This window comes from Vibrio neptunius (genome assembly GCF_000967495.1).
GTDB classification, from domain to species: Bacteria; Pseudomonadota; Gammaproteobacteria; order Enterobacterales; family Vibrionaceae; genus Vibrio; species Vibrio neptunius.
On the sequence record NZ_JXXU01000016.1, the window covers coordinates 42,524 to 64,825 of the forward strand.

The window sequence follows — 22,302 nt, forward strand, 5'->3', positions numbered from 1 at the left end:
GGATATATTTCTTTCGCCGTTAAAAGACTGAGAGAAATGAGATGCACCAAAGTGAGGTGAGAGACGCTGAGGTGCATCACCCTTAATGCCTAAGGAGATCAATATGGCAATTAACGTAAACACCAATGTGTCTGCGATGACTGCTCAGCGATACCTTAATGGTGCAGCTGATGGCATGCAGAGATCGATGGAGCGTCTATCGTCGGGTTACAAAATTAACAGTGCTCGTGATGACGCTGCAGGCCTCCAAATTTCCAACCGTTTAACATCGCAAAGTCGTGGTTTAGACATGGCGGTGAAAAACGCAAACGATGGTATCTCCATTGCACAGACGGCTGAAGGTGCAATGAATGAGACAACCAATATCCTTCAACGTATGCGTGACCTGTCGTTGCAATCGTCAAATGGTTCGAACTCGCGTTCAGAGCGTGTTGCGATTCAAGAAGAGGTTACCGCACTCAATGACGAATTAAACCGTATCGCAGAAACCACCTCATTTGGTGGTAACAAACTGCTTAATGGTACGTTTGGTAGTCAGTCATTCCAGATTGGTGCAAGCTCAGGTGAGGCTGTAATGCTCACTATGGGTAATATGCGTTCAGATACCTCTGGAATGGGTGGTAAAGCATACATCGCGCAACAGGGTAAAGGTAATGATTGGACCGTCTCTCAAGGTACAACAGACCTTACTCTGGACTATACTGACGTAAATGGGGAAACTAAACAGTTAACCATAAATGCTAAGGTTGGTGACGATATCGAGCAGCTTGCGACTTACATCAATGGTCAAAGTGAAGATGTAAAAGCGTCGGTTGGTGACGAAGGGAAGTTGCAGTTATTCGCTGCGAACAACAAAGTCGCGACAGATGTCACTATTGGTGGTGCGTTAGGTGGTGATATCGGTTTTGGTGCTGCTGAAAATAAAACGGTTTCCGATGTTGATGTTTCTACTGTAGCAGGGTCACAGATGGCGGTCTCGGTCATCGACGGTGCCCTGAAAACGGTAGATAGCCAGCGGGCGGAGTTGGGTGCATTCCAGAACCGTTTCAGCCATGCGATCAGCAACTTGGATAACATCAACGAGAACGTTAACGCGTCTCGTAGCCGTATCCGAGATACTGATTACGCGAAAGAAACGACTCAGATGACTAAGTCGCAGATTTTGCAGCAGGCAAGTACCTCAGTACTGGCGCAGGCAAAACAATCACCATCAGCAGCTCTTAGCTTATTAGGTTAATCGATAGGTTCGAACGAGCTTATTGGTAGGTAACGTGATTACCAACCTATAAGGTGGAAGGGAGATTGTTATGGAAATACCATCCTACACATCGAACATCCAGCCTTACGGCTCAGAAAGTGGCACTAAAGTTGCTTCAAAATATGATGGTGCACAGCAAGTTTCCTCGCGGAAAGAACAGGTTTCTACAGCCGAAGTGAGAGAACAAGCTGCTGAAGCTGTTAATCAAGCGATAGAAGCGTCTCAACAACGTGAAAAGCTTAACAGGGAAGAGCGGCAACGTATGGTACAGCAAATGAACGATTTCATTGCGTCCATTAACACTGGCTTATCTTTTCGAGTCGACGAAGAATCGGGAAGAGATGTAGTTACCATTTATGAAGCGGATACTGGCGACATAATTCGTCAGATACCCGATGAGGAAATGTTAGAAATACTGCGACGCCTGAGGGATCAAACAGCTCGGTATTCATCGGGACTTTTGAACCAGAGGGTATGATCGTATTTTGAGGTGATTGAATGAGCTTTGGCCCGGTAGGGATGAATTCTGGCATGGATATCAATGCCATGGTCAGCAAAATTGTTGATTCGGAGCGCGTACCAAAGCAGCAACGAATCGACAATGAGCGTGGCAAAATTGATTCCAGTATCAGTGCCTACGGACGGCTCAGAGAGTCGTTGGATACGATGAAAAACTTGATGGCGAGCTTTCGTCAAGAGAAAGCATTTGCTGCAAGAAAAGTAGAATCTACGGATGATACTGTTGTATCCGCGACGGCAACCACTGAAGCTATCGCTGGTAGATATGCTATCGATGTGTTGCAGCTTGCCCAGAGTCATAAAATTGCGTCTGACGTTGTACCAGAAGATGCGAAATTTGGCCCGGGTAAGCTGCAAGTTTCTCTCGGTGAAGAAACGTTCACCGTTGATGTACAGAAAAATTCTAAGCTGAGTGATATTGTTCGCGGTATCAATGGCAGCAAAACCAATCCAGGCGTTCGAGCATCGGTCATCAATGATGTCGAAGGCCCACGTCTTATCGTTGCCTCGAGTAATTCAGGTGAAAAAAACGCTCTGAAATTGAGTGTGGAATCAGCACCGGACAATCTTCTCAAAAGACTCGAATACAAAACGCTTGAACAGCGTGTTAAAGACCTTGAGCAAGCTCGTGCCACGGCACAAGATCTCCTCAAACCGCTCACTGATGAAGAACAAGCTGTTGCCGATCGTATCGCAGAGCAAAACATCGAGGCGGCAAAGGTTGTCGATCAGGAGATTGCCGATACGTCCAAACAAGCGGCAGTTGCTGCCGATCCCAATGCGGCAAAAGATGCAAGTGTCGGTAACGAGCTATCAGATGCAGCTGCTGCAGCCGCTGCTGCGGCCGGTGCCGAAGCTAATAAGTACTTAAAGCCAGAAGAGCGTATTCCTGGCTGGACCGCGACCGCGTCCGGTACGTTGCTTGACTCGTATTGGGAGCCCGAGCCTCAGCTAGATGCTAAAGCGCTGGAAAAAGCCCCTGATGTTCCTGGTTGGAGTGTCACGGCTTCAGGTACTCTGACGGACTCCTACGTCACACCAAAAGAAGCGCAGGCCGCATTAGATGCTAAACAAGCTGAGTTGGAAGAGCAACTTGCTCAGGAAAAAGCCTCGCTTCAAGCACGCGTTCTGGCAGGTGAATTGAGCCCAGAGCAAGCTAAAGAGCTTGAACGTGCCAAACTGCCGCAAGAAGAAAGAGAATATCTGGAACGAATTGACCAGGCCCAAGCTGACCTGAAATCGGCGCAGGAATCATTTGATGCTTATCGTGGTATGAGCCAAGTACAAGCCGCGCAGGATTCGAAAGTACTGCTTGATGGTGTTGCTCAACTTTCCAGTGATAACAACATCATTGAAGATGCCATTGAAGGGGTCGATCTGACATTGAAAGGTCGCTCCGAGCGCGGCAAAACACCTTCAGAGATTGATATCGAATATGACCGTCAGGGCGTACGAGATGATATTGAGCAGTTCGTTTCGGCATACAACCAGTTTTATCAGGTCTCTCAAGAGCTTTCAGGAGTCGATCCACGAACTGGATCCGCAGGCCCTCTGGCGGGTGATAGTGTGGTTCGTAGTGCCGATTCAAGATTGAAATCGGTGTTTTCTTCAAGAGTTGAACCTGCCCCTGAAGATCTGAAAACACTGACTGAGTTCGGTATTACAACGACACGCCAGGGGACATTGGAAATCAACTACGACATGTTGGATCGCCAGCTCAATAACAACTTCAGTAAGTTAGAAGATTTCTTTGGCGGTAACCAAGGATTTGCGAAAAAAGTTGAAGATGCGATTCAGGGGATAACGGGCGTTACTGGCTCAATTCGCACTCGCGAGCGTAGCATGGTCGAACAAAACTATCGCCTTGATGATGATCAAGCATCTCTAGATCGCCGTATGGACAGTCTAGAGAAACGTACACACGCCAAATTTACGGCGATGCAAGATGCGACGAGTAATATGCAATCTCAGTTAGCAGGTATGATGAATGCACTCGGCGGATGATTTTTTGGCACAGATCTCATTTCTTTGTGATCTTGATCGCGATATTGCCAATAATCTTTCAGTTGGTGACATTAATGCTGAAGAAATCGTTCAGTTGGTCGATAAAAGGGAACAGTTATTGCTAACCTTGATAAGTACTATTAATGAACAACAAGAGTTAGCTCAGTTACCAGAATGGCATAGTGCCATCGAGCGTACTCGGTTGACTGTTGAGTTGATGCAGAAGAAAACCGCAGAACTTGGCAGTAGTTTGAAAAAGTACCGCTATGGCAACAAATCAGTGCAGCAGTACAAGAAATTTTTATAAAGAGGATTGTTATGCGTGGTTCATTACAGGCTTACAAGAAGGTATCGGTAGATAGCCAGCTCAGTGCTGCCTCCCCGCATAAAATTGTTCAAATGCTGATGGCGGGCGCTATCGAGCGCTTGATTCAGGGCAAAGCGGCAATGGAGCAGGGCAATATTCCGATCAAGGGTGAGAGACTGGGTAAAGCCCTAGATATCATCATTAGCTTACGCAGTTGTTTATCGATGGACGATGGTGGTGATATTGCCCAGAATCTGGATCAGTTATACGAGTTTATGATTACCCAAATCACTGAGGCAAATCATAAGAATGATCCTCAACCTATTGATGACGTGATTGATATCATTCGCGAGATTAAATCAGCATGGGAACAAATTCCACCGGAATACCATAATCTGACTGCGACTGATGTAGGAATCTAAGATATAAGTTTACTTTTTACAGTTGTATTGAAATATCTTGCATAAAAAGCTTTTGGGCAAATATCACATCGCCTAATTGCTTGGTTGCCTTTATTTTTTTATCAAATAGAATATAAGCCACTTAGTAGCCTAGTGGCTTATTTTGTTGCTGAAGTTTATAAATTGTCTATCACTAATCCTGTTCTATAGTTAGATTAGTTGTTAGAAACAGAAATAACAGACACAACGTTTCAAGATAAAGGCAATAATTCTCACCTATGCAAGGTTTAGCAAAGCTGCTCGTAATTGAAGATGATGCTCAAGCACGCATCAATCTGAGTAATATATTAGAATTTGTCGGAGAACAATGTGAGGCGATCAGTTCCGCACAGCTGAACGACGTTAACTGGTCGGATGTTTGGGCAGGATGCATTGTTGGTTCTCTTCAGAGCCAGAACTTCTCAACGCAGATGAGTACTCGACTCTCCCAAGCTAACCATATCCCTTTACTTATCGTGGGAACACATTCTTATCCAGTTGAAGAAATGACCAATTATGTTGGTGAACTGGAGTATCCTTTAAATTATCCTCAGTTAAGTGAAGCGCTTCGTCATTGCAAAGATTTCCTTGGTCGTAAAGGTGTCAATGTAGTTTCGTCCTCAAGAAAAAATACTCTATTCCGAAGTTTGGTTGGGCAGAGTATTGGTATTAAAGAAGTTCGCCACCTGATAGAGCAAGTCTCCGCTACTGAGGCCAATGTGCTCATCCTTGGTGAATCAGGAACAGGTAAAGAGGTCGTTGCACGCAACATTCATTACCATTCGACACGTCGAACTGGGCCATTTGTTCCAATCAATTGTGGTGCTATTCCTCCTGATCTGCTCGAAAGTGAACTGTTTGGCCATGAAAAAGGGGCCTTTACTGGAGCTATTACCTCTCGTAAAGGGCGTTTTGAGCTGGCAGAAGGCGGTACCTTGTTCCTTGATGAAATCGGTGATATGCCGATGCCAATGCAGGTCAAATTGCTACGAGTATTACAAGAACGTTGTTTTGAGCGTGTTGGTGGTAACACTACTATTCGCGTCAATGTTCGTGTTATTGCGGCAACTCACCGTAATTTGGAAACCATGATTGATGATGAGTCTTTCCGTGAAGACTTATATTACCGACTCAATGTGTTCCCAATCGAAATGCCAGCACTACGTGACCGTATAGAGGATATCCCGTTGCTGTTGCAAGAGTTGATGACGCGAATGGAAGCTGAGGGCGCTCAGCCAATATGCTTTACGCCGAGAGCAATCAACTCACTAATGGAGCACAATTGGTCGGGTAATGTTCGCGAACTGGCGAATCTTGTCGAGCGAATGATCATTCTTTATCCGAATAGCTTGGTCGACGTCAATCACCTACCGACCAAGTATCGATATAGTGATATCCCTGAGTTTCAGCCAGAGCATAATGTGTTTGTTTCTGTTGAAGAACAGGAACGTGACGTATTGCAGGATATTTTTTCTGAAGATTTCAGCCTTGATGCGACTGAAGCCCTACATGAAAACTCCAATGCCCCTAAAGAGTTACCGCCTGAAGGTGTTAACCTTAAAGAGATGTTAGCCGAGTTGGAAGTTAACATGATAAACCAAGCGCTAGAGGCTCAGGGAGGCGTAGTTGCCCGTGCTGCTGATATGCTTGGAATGCGTAGGACAACGCTGGTTGAGAAGATGAGAAAATACAATGTGCAGCGTTAATTTGGGTATTTTCGACGCTGTCAAAATATCGACTTTTCAATAAGCTACTGAAATATATGAAAAATAGCCTGGCCTGTTTATTGCATGTCAGGCTATTGTAGTTTTTAAGGCAGAAATTCGACATGCAATCAGCTCAGGCGATCATGAAACAGCAACCACTTGGAACACTCGAAGAACAAGTTGAACGATACAAACAGGTATTGGACGTCATGCCTGCAGGCGTGATCTTGCTCGATACTCAAGGCGTTGTTCATGAAGCGAACCCTGAAGCTCAGCGTTTGCTAGAGATGCCTCTCGTAGGCCAAAAATGGTTTGAAGTGATTCAACAAGCATTTTCTCCCCGTGAAGATGACGGTCATGAAATCTCTCTTCGTAATGGCCGTAAAGTGCGTTTGGCGATTTCAGCGTCTACGACAGGCCAGCTGATTTTGATTACCGATCTGACTGAGACACGCCTGTTGCAGTCTCGCATCAGTGATTTGCAGCGTTTGTCTTCGTTAGGGCGTATGGTTGCTTCTTTAGCGCATCAGGTTAGAACTCCTCTTTCCAGTGCGATGTTGTACGCATCAAATCTGGGCGCACCGAACTTACCACCTGCGACGAAAGATCGTTTCCAAAACAAGCTGATGGATCGCTTGCATGATCTGGAAAAACAGGTCAACGACATGTTGCTGTTTGCCAAGGGAGGGGACAACAAAGTGGTGAAGCCTTTCACCATTTCAGAATTGGTATCTGAATTTTCTCCCATGGTGGAAACCGCTCTTAAGAACAACCAGATTGATTATCACCTTGAAGTCGAACAAGAAGACACTCAGCTATTGGGCAATGCGAATGCGGTTGCTTCGGCGCTAAGTAATTTGGTGATGAATGCCATTCAAATCGCTGGAAAGGAATCTCAAGTTGATGTTTTTTTCCGACCAGTTAACCACGAATTGAAAATTTCGGTACAAGACAGCGGCCCAGGTGTACCTAAAGAGTTACATAACCAAATAATGGAACCTTTCTTCACTACTCGATCCCAAGGTACGGGACTTGGCCTAGCCGTTGTTCAAATGGTATGCCGTGCTCACGACGGAAGGTTAGAACTGATTTCAGAAGAAGGTGATGGCGCATGTTTTACCATCTGCATTCCTTTGGAGCGTGCTCCGCATGCTGACCACGATATAATGACAGGAGAAGGATAATGGCACAAAGCAAAGTACTAATCGTAGAAGATGATGAAGGTCTACGCGAAGCCTTGGTCGATACCCTAGCACTGGCTGGATATGAGTGGTTAGAAGCCGATAGTGCTGAAGACGCTTTGATTAAACTCAAGGCTCACGCCGTTGATATTGTTGTGTCCGATGTTCAAATGGCTGGTATGGGAGGATTGGCACTGTTACGTAACATTAAACAACACTGGCCAAACTTACCTGTATTGCTCATGACGGCATACGCCAATATTGAAGATGCTGTTTCAGCCATGAAAGATGGCGCCATTGACTATATGGCCAAGCCTTTTGCCCCTGAAGTTTTGCTGAATATGGTCAGCCGCTATGCGCCGGTCAAATCGGATGACAATGGCGATGCGGTTGTGGCGGATGCGAAAAGCCTGAAGCTACTTGCAATGGCTGACAAAGTAGCCAAAACAGATGCCAACGTTATGGTGTTAGGACCGAGTGGTTCAGGTAAAGAAGTGATGTCACGCTATATCCATAACGCCTCGAATCGTAAAGATGGGCCATTCGTCGCGATCAACTGTGCTGCGATTCCGGACAATATGCTTGAAGCAACGCTGTTTGGCTATGAAAAAGGCGCTTTTACTGGTGCTATTCAAGCGTGTCCAGGTAAATTTGAACAAGCACAGGGCGGTACCATTCTGCTAGACGAAATCAGTGAAATGGATTTAAACCTTCAAGCCAAATTACTCCGTGTGTTGCAGGAGCGTGAGGTAGAGCGTTTAGGTAGTCGTAAGAGCATTAAGCTTGACGTCCGAGTGTTGGCCACCAGTAACCGTGATCTCAAAATGTATGTTCAGGAAGGCAATTTTCGAGAAGATTTATACTATCGTTTGAATGTATTCCCATTAGCTTGGCCGGCATTGTGTGAGCGTAAAGGTGACATTGAGCCACTAGCGAACCACCTAATAGAGCGTCATTGTAAGAAGCTAGGGCTACCTGTTCCTGTGCTTTCATCAAGCGCTATGAGTAAATTATTGGCGTATTCTTGGCCGGGAAATGTACGCGAGTTGGATAACGTTGTGCAACGAGCATTAATTCTCAGTGAGAATGGTAATGTTTCGAGCGATCATATTTTACTTGAAGGCCTAGACTGGCAGGATGCTGGCAGTTTACAGCATGTAGTCGAAACGGGTGAAATTACGGCCCCCAATATTAAACCGATCGCTGAGCCTGATAACGTATTCGCTACTGGCGTTGGTCTTGGTGGTGAACTGAGAGAGCAGGAATACGCTATCATTCTGGAGACATTATCGGAATGCAATGGCCGTCGAAAGGAAATGGCTGAGAAATTAGGTATCAGCCCACGCACCTTGCGCTACAAGTTAGCAAAAATGCGTGATGCAGGGATTGATATTCCAAACTAACGTGCTATTTTCGACGCTCAAATTGATATGGCATGTAGATTGCAGCGTCATATTTACAGCAAGAATTGTAGTCAAAGAATTGACGTCCGAGGTGCTCTATGAAAGTTGATGGTTTTCAAGGCGAAATGCAAGCAATGATGTTCGAAGCAGCGAACACTAAACCTGCCGCGACTGGTCATACGGTTGGTGCGGATTTTGGTGATCTGCTTAACAATGCCATCAACAATGTGAATGGACTGTCAAAGACATCAAGTAACTTGCAAATGAGATTTGATCGTGGCGATGAGGATGTGTCTTTATCTGACGTAATGATCGCGCGAAATAAATCCAGCGTTGCGTTTGAGGCAACGATTCAAGTACGTAACAAGCTAGTTGAAGCGTACAAAGAATTGATGAACATGCCCGTTTAAGTGATAGGTATAGTCTGTGGCTGAACAAAATCAATCAACGGATATTGCGGTGTCGGACGGTGGTCCTGATACTGCAATGATGGCGACATCAGAAATGGATACTGATGTTCAAAACCCAGACTTGGATGAACAAAGCTCATCCAAATTTGATATGGCGGTGGGGGATCTTGATCTCCTTCGTCAAGTGGTCTTGGTGCTTTCCATCTCCATCTGTGTCGCCCTAATAGTGATGCTGTTTTTCTGGGTAAGAGAGCCAGAAATGCGTCCACTCGGAGCATACGATACAGAAGAGTTAATTCCTGTCCTAGATTACCTTGATCAACAGAAAATTGATTACAAACTGGAAGGGAACACCATCTCTGTTCTGGCCAGTGAATACAACTCGCTCAAGTTGAACATGGTTCGTGCTGGTTTAAACAATGAGAAGCAAGCTGGCGATGAAATTCTGATGCAAGACATGGGATTCGGTGTTTCTCAGCGTTTAGAGCAGGAACGCTTAAAACTCAGCCGTGAACGTCAGTTAGCCAAAGCGATTGAAGAAATGAAACAAGTGCGCAAAGCACGCGTGCTGCTGGCCTTACCGAAACAAAGCGTTTTTGTACGTCATAATCAAGAAGCATCGGCCTCCGTTTTCCTTACACTTCGTACTGGCACGTCACTCAAGCAAGAAGAAGTTGACTCTGTCGTGGATATGGTGGCAAGTGCAGTCCCCGGCATGAAACCGACTCGCATTACTGTGACAGACCAACATGGTCGTTTACTAAGTTCGGGTTCGCAAGATCCAGCTTCAGCGGCGCGGCGTAAAGAGCACGAGTTAGAGCGTAAGCAGGAACAAGCACTACGTGACAAAATTGACTCTGTACTTATTCCTATCCTTGGATTTGGCAACTATACCGCACAAGTCGATATCCAGTTGGACTTCAGCGCCATAGAGCAAACGCGTAAAAGTTTTGATCCCAATACACCATCAACCAGAAGTGAATACACGCTGGAAGACTATAATAATGGTAATGTAGTGGCAGGTGTTCCCGGTGCGTTGAGTAACCAGCCTCCAGCAGACGCTTCTATTCCTCAAGATGTCGCGCAAATGAAAGACGGCTCATTGATGGGACAGGGTTCTGTACATAAGGAAGCAACACGTAACTTTGAGTTGGATACGACCATCAGCCATGAGCGTCGTCAGACAGGTATCGTCAATCGTCAAACGGTCGCCGTTGCGATTAAAAACCGCGCTTCGGTTAACCCTGATAGCGGTGAAACGACGTACCAGCCTCTATCGGATGCAGAACTGCAGTCTATCCGTCAGGTGTTGATTGGTGCCGTTGGCTTTGATGAAAACCGGGGTGACTTGCTCAATGTACTGAGTATGCAGTTCGCGGAACCAGAAATTGAAGTAATTGCAGATGTCCCTATCTGGGAGCACCCTAACTTCAACGATTGGGTCCGTTGGTTTGCCAGTGCGTTGGTGATCATAGTGGTTGTGCTTGTTCTGGTTCGCCCAGCATTGAAGAAACTGCTCAACCCTGCATCGGAAGACGATGATCAGCTATATGGGCCAGATGGGTTACCGATTGGGGCTGATGGTGAAACCAGTCTGATTGGTGGAGATATGGATGGTGGTGAGTTGTTTGAATTTGGCTCCAGTATTGACTTACCTAACCTCCATAAAGATGAAGATGTGCTGAAAGCAGTTAGAGCGCTAGTTGCTAACGAGCCTGAACTGGCGGCACAAGTAGTGAAGAACTGGATGGAAGATGCCTAACGAAGTCGTACCACAGGGAGAAGGCGGTGGCGAAGTTGTAGAGAACACCGTGGATATAGAAACTATACCGGGCGAAGAACGTGCAGCGATACTCCTGTTGAGTTTAAATGAGGAAGACGCAGCAGGTATCATTCGTCACCTAGAACCTAAACAAGTACAACGTGTTGGTAGCGCGATGGCTCGTGCTGCTGACTTAAGCCAAGAAAAAGTCGGAGCGGTACACCGAGCTTTTCTGGAAGATATTCAGAAATACACCAACATAGGTATGGGCAGTGAAGATTTCATGCGAAATGCATTGGTTGCCGCCCTTGGTGAAGACAAAGCCAATAATCTTGTAGATCAAATATTGCTGGGTACTGGCTCGAAGGGTTTGGATTCACTTAAGTGGATGGATCCTCGTCAGGTTGCCAGTATCATTATTAACGAACACCCTCAGATTCAAACTATTGTGTTGTCCTACCTCGAACCGGATCAATCTGCAGAAATCTTATCTCAGTTTGCCGAACGTGACCGTCTCGATTTGATGATGCGAATCGCGAACTTAGAAGAAGTACAACCCTCAGCGCTTGCTGAGTTGAATGAAATCATGGAGAAACAGTTCGCAGGTCAAGCCGGTGCGCAAGCTGCCAAAATTGGCGGCCTGAAGGCAGCAGCAGAAATCATGAACTACATGGACAACAATGTTGAAGGTATCCTGATGGAGCAGATTCGCGATCAGGACGAAGACATGGCAACCCAGATTCAGGATCTTATGTTTGTCTTCGAGAACCTTATCGAAGTCGACGACCAAGGTATTCAGAAGCTGTTGCGTGACGTTCCACAAGACGCGTTGCAACGTGCACTTAAAGGCGCAGATGAGCCTCTGCGTGAGAAGATCTTCAAGAACATGTCTAAACGTGCCGCTGAGATGATGCGTGATGATCTTGAAGCGATGCCGCCGATTAAAGTCTCTGATGTGGAAGCCGCACAGAAAGAAGTATTGGCTGTGGCTCGCCGTATGGCTGACTCCGGTGAGATAATGCTAGGTGGCGGTGCAGACGAATTCTTGTAATTAAAAACAGGTAATCATTTTATGTCTGGGGAAAGAAAGCGCGGTTTTCTGCGCTTGGACAATGACGAGCAAATTCAAAAGCCAGAGCGCTGGGGAATGCCGGACTATACGCCGGAAACTCATAAGCAGGCGAAAGAAACTGCGATGAATTATGACCCAAGCTGGATGCCCATTTCTTCTGAGCCAGAAGAAGAAGCGCCTAAAGAGCTGACAGCTGAAGACATCGAGCTTATTAAACAGCAAGCTTATGAAGAAGGTTTGCTTCAGGGGCAGGAAGCCGGCTTTAAGCAAGGCTACGATAAAGGCAAAGAACAAGGCCAGCAAGAAGGTCATCAAGAAGGGTTGGATGCGGGTAAAGCCGAAGGCATCGAAGCAGGGCAAGAATTCATTCAACAGCAAGTCCAAACATTGGTTGGACTTGCGAATCAGTTTGCTCAACCGCTTGAGTTAATGAATGCTCAGGTTGAAAAGCAATTAGTCGACATGGTACTGACTTTGGTTAAAGAGGTGGTTCATGTCGAAGTACAAACCAACCCTCAAGTTGTACTTGATACGATTAAGCAATCTGTTGAATCTCTGCCAGTATCTGGTCATTCGATTACCCTCAAACTTCATCCAGAAGATGTTGAAACCATTCGTTCTGCATATGGTGAAGAAGAATTGGAATTTCGTAACTGGACTTTGATGGCAGAGCCTGCACTAAATCGTGGAGATGTGCAGATCGAAGCGGGTGAGTCGAGTGTTAACTATCGCCTTGAAGAGAGAGTACGTAATGTATTGCAGAGTTTTTGTGGGGTAAATCGCCACCAAGGTGGTGAGTAATGTTAGCACTGGCTGAACGCCTATCTCAGTACCAAACTCAAGGGTTAACTTGTCGCCCTGTTGCTTCAGGCAAACTCGTTCGGGTTGTTGGATTAACCCTTGAAGCTACCGGATGTCGCGCTCCCATTGGCAGTCTCTGCAAAGTCGAAACCATGCACGGAGAAATGGAAGCAGAGGTCGTCGGCTTCTCAGGTGACAACCTTTACTTAATGCCGAGCGAGCAAATCACTGGTGTGTTACCTGGTGCTAAAGTAACGCCTTTGACGAGTGACGCCGGCTTACCTGTTGGTATGGAACTTCTTGGACGAGTGATCGATGGTGTTGGTAATCCGTTAGATGGCCAAGGGCCTTTGTATACAGAGAAAAGAGCAGCTTTCAACGCCGATCCTATTAATCCTCTTGCGCGTAAACCCATTTCTGAGCCTCTCGATGTTGGTATCAAAGCCATTAACGGACTTCTGACGGTAGGCAAGGGTCAGCGTATTGGCCTGTTCGCTGGTTCTGGTGTGGGTAAGTCGGTTACCTTAGGTATGATGACTCGAGGAACGACGGCCCAAGTCGTTGTTGTTGGTCTAATTGGTGAGCGTGGACGTGAAGTAAAAGAATTCATTGAAGAAATTCTTGGGGTAGACGGACGTCAACGTTCGGTTGTCGTGGCTGCGCCGGCTGACTCTTCTCCACTGATGCGACTTAAAGGTTGTCAGACTGCGTTGACGATTGCGGAATATTTCCGTGACCAAGGTTTAGATGTACTACTGTTGATGGATTCTTTGACGCGATTTGCTCAGGCTCAGCGTGAAATCGCTTTATCTGTTGGTGAGCCGCCAGCGACCAAAGGGTATCCCCCCTCGGTATTTGCCAAGCTGCCAGCCTTGGTGGAGCGAGCGGGTAATGGCAGCCAAGAACAAGGATCTATTACGGCATTCTTTACTGTGTTGACGGAAGGCGACGATCTTCAAGATCCGATTGCTGATGCATCGCGAGCGATCTTAGATGGTCATATAGTATTGTCTCGTGAAATGGCGGATGCTGGCCATTATCCCGCGATCGATGTCGAGAAATCAGTCAGCCGTGTCATGCCACAAATTACCTCCGAAGAGCAAATGTTGATGTCCAAAGCGGTACGTCAGGTGTTGTCTGTTTGCCGTAAAAATCAGGATCTGGTATCGATTGGTGCGTATAAAGCGGGATCTGATCCAGCCATTGACAGTGCGTTTACTTTAAAACCACGACTGGATGGGTATTTACAGCAGGCGATGAAAGAGACCGTTCCATTCGACATGTGTGTCAATATGTTACGCAATCTTCTACAGGGAGATTCGTAATTTATGGATAATGCGTTGGATTTTTTATTAAGCCAGGCTCAGGAACGAGAGAACCAAGCGGTACTTGCGCTCAATCAGGCACGAGTAGAATTGGATGGTTACTATCAGCAACTGGAGCAGATAGAAAACTATCGTCTTGATTACTGTAATCAACTGGTCGAAAGAGGCAAGCAAGGGCTGACAGCTAGCCAATACTCTCACCTGAACCGCTTCCTCACGACATTAGATGAAACCTTAGCTAAGCAGAAGCAGGCAGAGGAGCATTTCAAATCACAAGTTGACAGTTGTGAGCAAAATTGGCTCGAATGTCGCAAACAACGCCGCTCTTACGAGTGGTTGATTGAGAAAAAGCAGACCGAGAAAGAACGCTTACAGAATATTCGTGAACAAAAACAAATGGATGAGTTCTCAACCCTCCAATATTCTCGTCGTACACTGAACTAGCATCACATTAATGAGCTGTTTACCTTTCTGATTGGCGCACTTCTTGCAGTTTTCCTCGTTGAATAACGTGTTGCCGCTACTTACTGTTTGAATTATTGGCCGTGACTGTCCTCTCAATTATGCGTGAGTGATCTATTTATGAATGTGAATTTAACTCCGGTTTCCGATGCCTCTAAAGGGGCAACATCGTCACCTCAATCTGTGGAAGCTAGTGAGGACGCAAAGCAGTCTGAGGGCTTTTTCTCCAAGTTGGCGTCACTTATCAAGGGTGAATCTGGCGAAGAAAAAGCTTCTGATATGGAGTCAAAAAAAATTGCTCAACTCGTTGAAGGCAAGGATGGTATCAAAGCATCATTCGATAAAGAAGTTAGCGATAGTGACGACGTCAGTATAGAGGATGAGTCTCAACTAGGAGAGGTGGTAGCCTCTGATGCTAAAAGTGCTTCTACTGATGAGTTGCTCAAATCAGAAACAAACCAAGACACACTGGCCGACAAAGGAGACGCTGAGCTCTCTACTAAACAACAAGCCGCTCAACAACCTGAAGGAGACGCAGATAAAATTGTGTCTGAAAACGAAGAACTGCTGAGTCGTTTAAATGAAGCCAACAGAGCGCTTAAACCCCAAAACGGCAACGAGTTGCCACAATCATCAGAGTCTTCGGCTCAGGTAACCGGCCCTTTTCAACAAAAGCAAGAAAAATTACACCAAGAGACACCGGTGGATTCTGTCACTCCATTCTTATCAGCCCAATATCAGGATGAAGAGCTGACTGATGCCAATGTGTCAGCTGCTTCGAATAGTAATAAGATTGAGGTTGAACTGACTGATGAGCAGCAAGTCATGGTTCCAGAGAGTGTGAAACCATTTATTCAATCTGAAGCGCAACTGAAAGAAGATGTCGTGGCTGTGGACAATCACAGTGGTAGTGCAATGATTGCTAGCACTGGGGGTACAGCGGCAATGGCCCAGCCAAAAGGCGATAAAACTACACTGACCAATCCTGAAATTGAACAGCTAAAACATGAGCTGAAAATTCAAGGTTTGTCCGATAAAGAGATTGAGCTGGTTGTGGAGTCTGCAAAAGCTGAGGCGCATAGGCAAACGCTGATCCAGCGCAGAGTTGTTGAACCTGTAGAACCTAATGTTGAGAGGGGATTACAATCTACACCGTTATCAATGTCATCGCTGAGTGAAGCTGACATTGCTACTGACCCAGCCGTTGCAGGCCAAACCGTTGCACCTGCTACTGGTATACCTTGGGGCGCTTCTACGGCAGAAGTTGGAAAAGATGAGCTAACAATACAACAGGATGCTAGGCCTAAAGCTCAGTTAGCACAATCTGTGCAGCAGGCTCTACATAGTACTTCAACTACCTCTAATGCAGCCCCAAATAATCTACAAGTTGCCTCGCAGGCAGCAGCTATACCGCTGACAAATGATCTTGCTGCTAGTCAATTTCAGCAAGTTGCCGCTACGCCAGTTGCCAGTGAACAGGCTATGCTCAAAGCGGTAATGGGAGCAAAAGCGGCAGGGTCTTTAGGTAAGCTCGTTGGGAGCGAGGGCAAACAAAGTGCTGACCAAGGAAATGAAACAGGCTTTGCTCAGCAGTTGTCTCAAGCCGCAGGCCAGCAAGGCTTAACAGCGCAGCATCAAATGCGAGCAGATCAAGCGGCTGCTCAGGCTCCTATGCAGTTAAACCGAGAAATGGCAGGCGATCAAGTGGCTGAAAGAGTCCAAATGATGATGTCGAAGAATCTGAAAAATATCGACATTCGTCTTGATCCACCAGAATTAGGTCGGCTCCAGATCCGTATGAGTATGACTGGAGAGGGAGCGACGGTGCACTTTACGGTGGCAAATCAACAGGCGCGGGATGTCATCGAGCATTCCATGCCTCGTTTACGTGAGATGCTAGCCCAGCAGGGCGTTCAATTGGGGGACTCTTCTGTTCAGCAGCAATCTTCGGGACAGCAACAAAATCGCTATGCGGCTGGAAATGGGGCTGAAAACGGTCAAGGTAACGGCAACCAGACCTTTGCAGGTGAAGAAAACCTTGAACCAGACGTCAATCTTGATTTGAATGTCACAACAAAGCGTGATGGAATCAGTTATTACGCTTAAACTATAGAAAAGTAAGAAAATAGAGAAAGTTAAATATGGCAGACGAAGGAATAGAAGCAGAAGCACCCAAAGGCAAAAGCAAGCTGTTAATTATCATCATCGCTGTTGTTGTTCTACTCGTTGGCGGCGGTGGAGCTGCTTTTTTCCTGATGGGATCGGATGAATCCGAAGAAGCATCGCAAACTGCCCAACAAGAAGTGGTGGTATCAACAGAGCCTGTTTCTTACGTCAATATTGCTCAACCATTTTTATTTAATGTCACGGGTGATAAAAAAGATCGGCTTGTGCAAATTAAAGTACAGCTGATGGTGCGTGGTACAGAAAATGAAAACTTAGCCCGTTACCACTCACCATTGGTTGAAAGCTCATTACTCGGTACTTTCGCTTCAGCGACCGTCGACCAGCTGCGTAGTGTCAACGGACGGGTGGAATTGAGAGATAAAGCCACAGAAGATATTAAAGCGAGCTTGACTCGTGCGGTAGGGCAACCCGTGATTGAACGAGTGTTGTTTACTGATTTTGTAATACAGTAGGTGAAGAGTGACCGATCTATTAAGCCAAGACGAGATTGATGCGCTGCTCCACGGTGTCGACGATGTCGATGAGGGAGAAGACGACGGTGGTGGCGCAGCGGCGGACCCCAGCGCAGTAGAGTTTGATTTCTCTTCGCAAGACCGTATCGTTCGTGGTCGAATGCCAACGCTAGAGTTGATCAACGAACGTTTTGCGCGTCACCTGCGGATCAGCTTATTCAACATGCTGAGAAAAACCGCCGAAGTGTCGATAAATGGCGTACAAATGATGAAATTCGGTGAATATCAAAATACTTTGTATGTGCCGACTAGTTTGAACATGGTACGCTTTAGACCGCTAAAAGGTACTGCACTTATTACCATGGAAGCCCGCTTAGTTTTTATTTTGGTAGAAAACTTTTTTGGTGGTGATGGGCGTTTTCATGCTCGAATTGAAGGGCGTGAGTTTACGCCAACTGAGCGTCGCATTGTACAACTTCTGCTCAAGATTGTGTTTGAAGATTATAAAGAGGCTTGGTCTCCAGTAATGGGCGTCGAGTTTGAATATCTCGATTCTGAAGTGAACCCAAGCATGGCAAACATTGTCAGCCCGACGGAAGTGATTGTTGTCAGCTCTTTCCATATAGAAGTTGATGGCGGCGGTGGTGATTTCCATGTGGTGATGCCCTACTCTATGGTGGAGCCGATCCGCGAACTGCTTGATGCAGGTGTTCAGTCAGATAAGATGGAAACGGATGTTCGTTGGAGCACCGCACTTCGCGAGGAGATAATGGATGTTCCGGTTAACTTCCGCGTGAATTTACTGGAACAGGATATTTCACTAAGAGATTTGATGGAGCTGCAACCCGGTGACATCATTCCTATCACTATGCCTGAAAATGCCACTATGTTTGTTGAAGAACTACCAACATTCCGCGTCAAAATGGGACGCTCTGGTGAACAACTTGCGGTTCAGGTTTCAGAGGAAATTAAGCGCCCGGATGTGGTCAAGACCGACATCGCTTTCTTGGGCAAAGATGTCATTTCTGAATTAGAAGAAGATGACGGTGAAATTGAAGATTAATATAGAGTAAATAGGTAACAGGTATGGAACCGAGCGACGATCAAAAACTGGCGGATGAATGGGCTGCTGCACTAGGTGAAGACCCTGATGCGCCAGAGGTAGATGTAGATGAAGTTATGGCCGCTCAACTTGATGAGTTACAAGATACTGGGTCGCCTATTTCAGAAGACGAACGCCGCAAACTCGATACGATTCTGGATATTCCAGTGACGATTTCTATGGAAGTAGGCCGTTCACAAATCAGTATTCGTAATTTGCTCCAACTTAACCAAGGTTCAGTCGTTGAACTTGAGCGTTTAGCCGGGGAGTCGTTGGATGTGTTGGTTAATGGTACTTTGATTGCTCACGGTGAGGTGGTGGTAGTCAATGATAAGTTTGGTATTCGTTTGACTGACGTTATCAGCCAGACTGAGCGGATTAAGAAGCTAAGGTAAATTATGAGAAAACAGATAAAAGGGGTGTCTCTGTGTCTTCTTACGCTCCTCTCTCCGTCTGTTTGGGCTGAAACTGCATCAGGTAATCAGCTAGATTGGGCGACCACGTTTGGGTCGCTTTTGTTCGTCGTCGCATTCATCCTCTTTTTGGCTTGGTTACTGAAACGTATGCGAGTGCCAGCGATGATTAACCAAGGAGGCCTGAATATCGTGCGTCAGATACCAGTCGGTACTCGTGAACGAATCATGATTGTACAGGCGGGTGAAGAGCAATTCTTAGTGGGAGTGACCGCACAGTCGGTACAACTGATTTCCAAGTTGGATACCCCTTTGACTCAGGAGGAGCTGGATAAATCTGCATTGGCGTCCAGTCCTTTTGCGACCCAATTGACTCAGCTATTGAAAAAGAAAGAATGATAAACACTAGTCGATTAGCGTTATTGATACTGACTCTATGCCTGAGCTTTTTTGCGGCGACTTCGTTCGCTGAGGAAAGTATTGCAACCCCAATTCCTGACAATGCGGCACCGTCACAATCGGTCACTGTCTCCGCCATGGAAAAAGAGCAGGGCGCTGCACGGACCATTTCAACTGGCAGTTTTACGGGTGGTGGTGGTGGCATTCCTGCGTTCACCATGACGACTAACCCTGATGGTAGCGAAGACTATTCGATTAACTTACAGATATTAGCGTTAATGACCATGTTGGGTTTCTTGCCTGCCATGGTCATTTTGATGACTTCATTCACTCGTATTGTCGTGGTGATGTCGATTCTTCGTCAGGCGATGGGTTTGCAACAAACGCCATCTAATCAGGTCATTATAGGTATCGCGATTTTCTTGACCTTCTTCATCATGTCTCCGGTGTTGAACAAGATTAATGAAGACTCTATCCAGCCATACATCAATGAACAGATCACCGCACGTGAAGCTTTTGACCGCGCCCAAGTGCCAATGAAAGACTTTATGCTCAAGCAAACTCGAGTTAAGGACCTTGAAACCTTTGTTAATATTTCTGGTTCAGATGCAACAGCGCCCGAAGATGTTTCAATGGCCATATTGATCCCAGCATTTATTACCTCTGAATTGAAAACGGCTTTCCAGATTGGATTTATGCTCTTCCTTCCGTTTCTGATTATTGATTTAGTGGTGGCCTCAGTTCTGATGGCGATGGGTATGATGATGCTCTCCCCAATGATCGTTTCTTTACCTTTCAAACTCATGCTGTTTGTCCTTGTTGATGGCTGGAACCTCATTCTGTCTACTCTAGCTGGCAGCTTTGCCTTGTAGTGGGAGGAAAACATGACGCCTGAAGTATTCGTCGAGTTGTTCAAAGATGCGTTGTGGATGGTTCTGATTATGGTTTGTGCCATTATCATCCCCAGCTTACTTATTGGTCTGGTTGTCGCGATCTTTCAGGCTGCAACGTCGATTAACGAACAGACGTTGAGCTTCTTACCCCGTCTAGTGGTGACTTTGTTGGCGTTGATGTTGTTCGCGCATTGGATGACACAAATGATGATGGAGTACTTTTTCTCGATTGTTGAGCGCCTGCCTCAGGTTCTCTACTAGGGCGGTTTGACGTGGAATACCCAACGAGCCTGATACTCGACTGGATAGCCAACTACTTCTGGCCTTATACCCGAATCGCTGCCATGTTGATGGTGATGTCGGTGACAGGGGCGCGTTTTGTTTCTACTCGTGTCAGACTCTATCTTGGTTTGGCAATTACGCTTGCTGTAATGCCTGTTATCCCTGCTGTGCCAAACACCATAGAGTTGCTCTCTGGACAAGGCTTCATGACGCTCTTAGAGCAGATCATCATTGGTGTCGCGATGGGAACCATTACTCAGTTCATGATTCAGACCTTTGTGATTCTTGGCCAAATTCTTGGTATGCAAGCGAGTTTAGGTTTTGCATCAATGGTTGACCCTGCCAATGGTCAGAATACGCCGTTACTTGGTCAGCTTTTTATGTTCCTAGCCACGATGTTTTTCCTCGCTACCGATGGTCACTTGAAAATGATTATGCTGGTGGTAATGAGCTTTCAGTCACTACCTATTGGTAGCGGATCACTGAACACCGTCGATTTTAGGGAATTGGCACTTTGGCTAGGGATCATGTTTAAAGTTGCACTGAGTATGTCCTTGTCTGGGATTATCGCATTGTTAACGATCAATTTATCGTTTGGCGTTATGACCCGTGCGGCACCACAGCTGAACATCTTCTCTCTGGGTTTTGCGTTTGCTTTGATCGTCGGCTTATTACTCTGTTGGTATATTATCGCCGGGCTATTCAGTCACTATGAGCTATTCTGGTTGCAAGGGGAGCAGCAAGTGTGCCGCTTCATACGCTTAAATTGTTAGGGGGCCGAATTGGCAGAATCAGACGGTCAAGAACGCACCGAAGACGCTACGCCCAGGCGATTGCAGCAGGCTCGTGAAAAAGGGCAGGTTGCAAGGTCTAAAGAGTTAGCGTCAGTATCTGTGCTTGTCATTGGGGCCATTGCCTTGATGTGGTTTGGTGATGCACTTGCACGTGGGTTGTATACACTTATGGGGCGTTTGTTTGATCTGTCGCGTGAAGAGATTTTTGACTTGCCAAAGTTGTTTGATATTGCTCTTGGTTCGCTAGTCAGCTTGCTTGGCCCCTTGTTGTTGATTCTTACTGTTCTGTTCATTGCTGCTTTAATTGGTGCCGCAGGAGTTGGTGGCATTAGTTTCTCAGTTGAAGCCGCGATGCCAAAGTGGTCAAAAATGAACCCACTCAGTGGCCTAAAGCGAATGGTGGGCTTGCAAAGTTGGGTTGAGTTACTTAAATCAATTCTGAAAGTAACTTTGGTTTCTGGTGTCGCATTTTATCTGATCGATGCAGCGCAGAAAGATCTGTTCCAGTTGAGTATGGATGTCTATCCGCAGAACATTTTCCACGCATTAGATATCTTGCTTAACTTTGTACTATTGATCAGTTGTTCGTTGCTGATTGTCGTCGCGATTGATATCCCTTTCCAGATTTGGCAGCACGCGGATCAGTTAAAGATGACCAAGCAGGAAGTCAAAGATGAGTACAAGGAGACGGAAGGTAAGCCTGAAGTCAAAGGCCGTATTCGTATGTTGCAGCGTGAAGCCGCCCAACGCCGAATGATGTCAGAAGTTCCCCAAGCTGATGTGATTGTCACCAACCCGGAGCACTTCTCTGTGGCTCTTCGCTATAAGCAAGATACTGATAAAGCGCCGATTGTAGTCGCAAAAGGCGTCGACCATATGGCGCTAAAAATACGAGAAATTGCTCGTGAACACGACATCTATGTGATTCCAGCTCCTCCGCTCGCACGAGCCCTTTATCACTCGACTGAGTTAGAGCAAGAGATCCCTGATGGGCTGTTTACGGCTGTGGCGCAAGTTCTAGCCTATGTGTTCCAGCTTAAACAGTATCGTAAGCGTGGTGGCCAACGTCCGCACTTTAAAGCGTCGGATCTACCGATTCCATCAGACTTAAGGCAATAGAAGACTGGCTT

At 46.3% G+C, this 22,302-nt stretch carries 23 protein-coding genes; all 23 read left to right on the plus strand.

All coding sequences use genetic code 11. The annotated features are described in order from the left end of the window. Positions 1–103 precede the first annotated feature (103 nt). The 23 genes from TW84_RS06030 (at position 104) to flhB (ending at position 22,291) form a co-directional block, all read left to right on the plus strand. Entirely contained in the window at positions 104–1,237 is a 1,134-nt protein-coding gene (locus TW84_RS06030) for a flagellin (protein WP_045974750.1), read from the plus strand. 70 nt (positions 1,238–1,307) lie between these two features. Further along, positions 1,308–1,736, plus strand: coding sequence for a flagellar protein FlaG (gene flaG, locus TW84_RS06035; RefSeq protein ID WP_045974751.1), 429 nt, complete (start codon positions 1,308–1,310; stop codon positions 1,734–1,736). A gap of 20 nt (positions 1,737–1,756) precedes the next feature. Then, positions 1,757–3,781, plus strand: coding sequence for a flagellar filament capping protein FliD (fliD, locus tag TW84_RS06040; protein WP_045974752.1), 2,025 nt, complete (start codon positions 1,757–1,759; stop codon positions 3,779–3,781). Next, positions 3,765–4,088, plus strand: a complete 324-nt coding sequence (gene fliT / locus TW84_RS06045) for a flagellar protein FliT (protein ID WP_045974753.1) — start codon at positions 3,765–3,767, stop codon at positions 4,086–4,088. The genes fliD and fliT overlap by 17 nt, the downstream gene beginning before the upstream one ends. An 11-nt stretch (positions 4,089–4,099) precedes the next feature. Then, on the plus strand, positions 4,100–4,510 hold the full coding sequence (fliS, locus tag TW84_RS06050) for a flagellar export chaperone FliS (RefSeq protein ID WP_045974754.1): 411 nt from the start codon (positions 4,100–4,102) through the stop codon (positions 4,508–4,510). A gap of 257 nt (positions 4,511–4,767) precedes the next feature. Further along, positions 4,768–6,234: a sigma-54 dependent transcriptional regulator gene (locus TW84_RS06055; RefSeq protein WP_045974755.1), complete on the plus strand. Its 1,467-nt coding sequence runs from the start codon at positions 4,768–4,770 to the stop codon at positions 6,232–6,234. 122 nt (positions 6,235–6,356) lie between these two features. Then, a complete protein-coding gene (locus tag TW84_RS06060; RefSeq protein ID WP_045974756.1) occupies positions 6,357–7,418 on the plus strand; it encodes a sensor histidine kinase in 1,062 nt (353 codons plus the stop codon). Further along, the gene (locus TW84_RS06065; RefSeq protein WP_045974757.1) at positions 7,418–8,818 is read left to right on the plus strand and encodes a sigma-54-dependent transcriptional regulator; all 1,401 of its coding nucleotides are present in this window, start codon (positions 7,418–7,420) and stop codon (positions 8,816–8,818) included. Before TW84_RS06060 ends, TW84_RS06065 begins: the two co-directional genes overlap by 1 nt. Positions 8,819–8,916: 98 nt before the next feature. Then, complete coding sequence (gene fliE / locus TW84_RS06070) at positions 8,917–9,228, plus strand: flagellar hook-basal body complex protein FliE (RefSeq protein WP_045974758.1); 312 nt, start codon at positions 8,917–8,919, stop codon at positions 9,226–9,228. A gap of 16 nt (positions 9,229–9,244) precedes the next feature. Continuing rightward, positions 9,245–10,990, plus strand: a complete 1,746-nt coding sequence (gene fliF / locus TW84_RS06075; protein ID WP_045974759.1) for a flagellar basal-body MS-ring/collar protein FliF — start codon at positions 9,245–9,247, stop codon at positions 10,988–10,990. Further along, positions 10,983–12,041, plus strand: a complete 1,059-nt coding sequence (gene fliG, locus TW84_RS06080) for a flagellar motor switch protein FliG (protein ID WP_045974760.1) — start codon at positions 10,983–10,985, stop codon at positions 12,039–12,041. Before fliF ends, fliG begins: the two co-directional genes overlap by 8 nt. Before the next feature lie 21 nt (positions 12,042–12,062). Next, positions 12,063–12,863 carry a flagellar assembly protein FliH gene (fliH, locus tag TW84_RS06085; RefSeq protein ID WP_045974761.1) on the plus strand — a complete coding sequence of 267 codons (801 nt, stop codon included), beginning with the start codon at positions 12,063–12,065 and terminating at the stop codon, positions 12,861–12,863. Further along, a complete protein-coding gene (gene fliI / locus TW84_RS06090; RefSeq protein WP_045974762.1) occupies positions 12,863–14,188 on the plus strand; it encodes a flagellar protein export ATPase FliI in 1,326 nt (441 codons plus the stop codon). Before fliH ends, fliI begins: the two co-directional genes overlap by 1 nt. Before the next feature lie 3 nt (positions 14,189–14,191). Then, on the plus strand, positions 14,192–14,632 hold the full coding sequence (gene fliJ / locus TW84_RS06095; RefSeq protein WP_045974763.1) for a flagellar export protein FliJ: 441 nt from the start codon (positions 14,192–14,194) through the stop codon (positions 14,630–14,632). 138 nt (positions 14,633–14,770) lie between these two features. Further along, complete coding sequence (locus TW84_RS06100; RefSeq protein ID WP_045974764.1) at positions 14,771–16,756, plus strand: flagellar hook-length control protein FliK; 1,986 nt, start codon at positions 14,771–14,773, stop codon at positions 16,754–16,756. 35 nt (positions 16,757–16,791) lie between these two features. Beyond that, positions 16,792–17,289, plus strand: a complete 498-nt coding sequence (fliL, locus tag TW84_RS06105; protein WP_045974765.1) for a flagellar basal body-associated protein FliL — start codon at positions 16,792–16,794, stop codon at positions 17,287–17,289. A 7-nt stretch (positions 17,290–17,296) separates the two neighbouring features. Beyond that, positions 17,297–18,352 (plus strand): flagellar motor switch protein FliM, encoded by a 1,056-nt coding sequence (fliM, locus tag TW84_RS06110; RefSeq protein ID WP_045974766.1) that lies wholly within the window; start codon positions 17,297–17,299, stop codon positions 18,350–18,352. Positions 18,353–18,375: 23 nt separating this feature from the next. Next, positions 18,376–18,786: a flagellar motor switch protein FliN gene (gene fliN / locus TW84_RS06115; protein WP_006959499.1), complete on the plus strand. Its 411-nt coding sequence runs from the start codon at positions 18,376–18,378 to the stop codon at positions 18,784–18,786. Between the two features lie 3 nt (positions 18,787–18,789). After that, the gene (gene fliO, locus TW84_RS06120; protein ID WP_045974767.1) at positions 18,790–19,203 is read left to right on the plus strand and encodes a flagellar biosynthetic protein FliO; all 414 of its coding nucleotides are present in this window, start codon (positions 18,790–18,792) and stop codon (positions 19,201–19,203) included. Beyond that, entirely contained in the window at positions 19,185–20,075 is an 891-nt protein-coding gene (gene fliP / locus TW84_RS06125; protein ID WP_205622467.1) for a flagellar type III secretion system pore protein FliP, read from the plus strand. The genes fliO and fliP overlap by 19 nt, the downstream gene beginning before the upstream one ends. Before the next feature lie 12 nt (positions 20,076–20,087). Next, a complete protein-coding gene (gene fliQ / locus TW84_RS06130) occupies positions 20,088–20,357 on the plus strand; it encodes a flagellar biosynthesis protein FliQ (protein ID WP_045974769.1) in 270 nt (89 codons plus the stop codon). Positions 20,358–20,368: 11 nt separating this feature from the next. Then, entirely contained in the window at positions 20,369–21,151 is a 783-nt protein-coding gene (gene fliR, locus TW84_RS06135; RefSeq protein WP_045974770.1) for a flagellar biosynthetic protein FliR, read from the plus strand. Positions 21,152–21,160: 9 nt separating this feature from the next. Beyond that, positions 21,161–22,291 carry a flagellar biosynthesis protein FlhB gene (flhB, locus tag TW84_RS06140; protein WP_045974771.1) on the plus strand — a complete coding sequence of 377 codons (1,131 nt, stop codon included), beginning with the start codon at positions 21,161–21,163 and terminating at the stop codon, positions 22,289–22,291. Positions 22,292–22,302: the final 11 nt, after the last annotated feature.

Coding starts and splice junctions, on each gene's coding strand:
- TW84_RS06030 (WP_045974750.1), top strand. CDS start 104: ATGGCAATTAACGTAAACACCAATGTGTCTGCGATGACTGCTCAGCGA.
- flaG (WP_045974751.1), top strand. CDS start 1,308: ATGGAAATACCATCCTACACATCGAACATCCAGCCTTACGGCTCAGAA.
- fliD (WP_045974752.1), top strand. CDS start 1,757: ATGAGCTTTGGCCCGGTAGGGATGAATTCTGGCATGGATATCAATGCC.
- fliT (WP_045974753.1), top strand. CDS start 3,765: ATGCACTCGGCGGATGATTTTTTGGCACAGATCTCATTTCTTTGTGAT.
- fliS (WP_045974754.1), top strand. CDS start 4,100: ATGCGTGGTTCATTACAGGCTTACAAGAAGGTATCGGTAGATAGCCAG.
- TW84_RS06055 (WP_045974755.1), top strand. CDS start 4,768: ATGCAAGGTTTAGCAAAGCTGCTCGTAATTGAAGATGATGCTCAAGCA.
- TW84_RS06060 (WP_045974756.1), top strand. CDS start 6,357: ATGCAATCAGCTCAGGCGATCATGAAACAGCAACCACTTGGAACACTC.
- TW84_RS06065 (WP_045974757.1), top strand. CDS start 7,418: ATGGCACAAAGCAAAGTACTAATCGTAGAAGATGATGAAGGTCTACGC.
- fliE (WP_045974758.1), top strand. CDS start 8,917: ATGAAAGTTGATGGTTTTCAAGGCGAAATGCAAGCAATGATGTTCGAA.
- fliG (WP_045974760.1), top strand. CDS start 10,983: ATGCCTAACGAAGTCGTACCACAGGGAGAAGGCGGTGGCGAAGTTGTA.
- fliH (WP_045974761.1), top strand. CDS start 12,063: ATGTCTGGGGAAAGAAAGCGCGGTTTTCTGCGCTTGGACAATGACGAG.
- fliI (WP_045974762.1), top strand. CDS start 12,863: ATGTTAGCACTGGCTGAACGCCTATCTCAGTACCAAACTCAAGGGTTA.
- fliJ (WP_045974763.1), top strand. CDS start 14,192: ATGGATAATGCGTTGGATTTTTTATTAAGCCAGGCTCAGGAACGAGAG.
- TW84_RS06100 (WP_045974764.1), top strand. CDS start 14,771: ATGAATGTGAATTTAACTCCGGTTTCCGATGCCTCTAAAGGGGCAACA.
- fliL (WP_045974765.1), top strand. CDS start 16,792: ATGGCAGACGAAGGAATAGAAGCAGAAGCACCCAAAGGCAAAAGCAAG.
- fliN (WP_006959499.1), top strand. CDS start 18,376: ATGGAACCGAGCGACGATCAAAAACTGGCGGATGAATGGGCTGCTGCA.
- fliO (WP_045974767.1), top strand. CDS start 18,790: ATGAGAAAACAGATAAAAGGGGTGTCTCTGTGTCTTCTTACGCTCCTC.
- fliQ (WP_045974769.1), top strand. CDS start 20,088: ATGACGCCTGAAGTATTCGTCGAGTTGTTCAAAGATGCGTTGTGGATG.